We start from the raw sequence: 1,858 nt of genomic DNA on the forward strand, positions 1-1,858 counted from the left end.
AGCGGTGCCTTCGCGGTCCGTGGCCGGGCCCAGGCCGGCGTCGGCCCAGCGGGCGACGCGGGCCGCGCCGGCGAGCACGGAGCGCGCCATGCGGGCGAGTTCCGCGGGTGCCGGTGTGCCTTCCGGCGGGCGGGGGGCGGGTCGGCGCGTGGGCCTCTGGGTCATCGCTCGGGGGGCGGCGGCCAGGGTTCGCGGGCGGACGAGTCGGAGCCTGGAGTCGCGCGGGATACGGGACGTCACGGGGGCAGTCTTCCGGTTGACGGTCCGAAAACCCAAACGGAATGCCACAAGGGGCCGCAGGCGTGGCCCGCGCACCGGTCCCCGCGGGCACTCCCGGGGCGTGAACGGGTAGGTCGTACGGAGTTAAACGGAACCTCCGGGACCGGGTGGAACGGACACCCCGGCAGCGGGCGGGGAGAGGCGGGGAGGAGGCCGCGTCAGGAGATGAGGCGCCGGACGAGGTCGCTACATCAGGGGGGTGAGGAAGCGGCGGAGGGCCTCTTCGTAGCCGGCCGGGTCGGCGTTCCACATGGCGCCGTGCGGGGCGCCCCGGACCGTGTGCAGGGTGACGAGGTCGGGGCGGGCCTGGGCGAGGCGGCGCGAGGGACCCCAGGGGGCGACCGTGTCGTCCGGGCCGTGCAGGACGAGGATCGGCACCTTGAGCCGTTCGGGGTCGGCGGCGCCCTCGATGCGGTCGCCGTGCAGCCCCGTGCGGCCCTGGGCGGCGCGGACGGCCAGCGGCAGCAGGGCGCCGGGGGTGCGGCGGGCCGTGGCGAGGGCGCGCAGCGTGGTCTCCCAGCTGAGGACGGGCGAGTCCAGGACGAGGCCGGAGATCCGCTCGCGCATGGCCGAGTGGGCCGCGGCGCGCAGGGCCATGGTGGCGCCGGTGGACCAGCCGTGCAGGACGACCCGTTCGGCGCCGTAGCGCACGGCGTAGCGGATGGCCGCGTCCAGGTCGCGCCACTCGGTCTCGCCGAGGTGGTTCAGGCCGTCGGGAGGGCGGGGCGCGCCGAGGTCCCCGCGGTAGGCGAGGTCGAGGACGGGGAACTGGTGGCGGTGCAGGAACTCCATGACGTTCATGGGGTGTTCGCGGGTGGCGCCGAGGCCGTGCACGGTGATCACCCAGGTGTCGCGGGCGGCGGGCACGAACCAGGCGGGCAGGGCTCCGAGTTCGCCGGGGACGTCCACGTCGGCGTGGTCGAGGCCGAGGGCGGTGCTCGGGTTGCCGATGTGCACGCCCGGGGTGAACCACACCTTGTCCCCGGCTTCCAGGGTGCCGTGCGTGACCCGTTCCAGACGGCGTACGACCGTGTCGGCGGAGTGCGGGGCGGCGTTCAGGAGCGGGCCGACGACCGCGTGGCTGCCGTCGCCGCCGAGGCCGTACAGGCCCGGGCGCTGTGAGGCCAGGGCGCGGGTCAGGGTGATCTGTCCCGCCGCCGTGGAGTGCACGGTGAGGCGGGGCTCGGTGGGCAGCGGTTTGCCCGGCGGCGCCTTGAGAGCGGCGTCGCTGGCGAAGCGGCCGGCCGCCACCGTGGCGGCGACGGTGGCTGCGCCGGCTATGGCGACGGTGACGGCTGCTGCCGTCGGATTCACGGTGCGCACGCGTCCAGTCTCCTGACGGAGCCCGTTCTCGGCCAGTGGAGCGGGGCAGGAGTGTTCCGGTGCGGCTCGGCGGAGTGTGGGGCGGAAGGGGGCCGTCGGAATCGCTGGGTTCGGTGGGATCACCAGGGTCGGTGGGATCTGTGGGATCACTGGGGTCGGTGGATTCGGTGGGATCCGTGGGGTAGGCACCGCCGGGATGGTGGCATCGGCTGCGCGCCGTTGCGTCGGACATCAGGCACGGCGGCCCACCCGGCCC

General features: G+C 75.2%; 1 protein-coding gene. It reads right to left on the minus strand.

Translation table 11 applies throughout. The features are described 5' to 3' along the window. Positions 1–465: 465 nt before the first annotated feature. Positions 466–1,602: an alpha/beta hydrolase gene (locus AOK17_RS45835; RefSeq protein WP_055618582.1), complete on the minus strand. Its 1,137-nt coding sequence runs from the start codon at positions 1,600–1,602 to the stop codon at positions 466–468. Positions 1,603–1,858 lie beyond the last annotated feature (256 nt).

The sequence above is a fragment of the Streptomyces phaeochromogenes genome (genome assembly GCF_001418655.1).
GTDB classification, from domain to species: Bacteria; Actinomycetota; Actinomycetes; order Streptomycetales; family Streptomycetaceae; genus Streptomyces; species Streptomyces phaeochromogenes.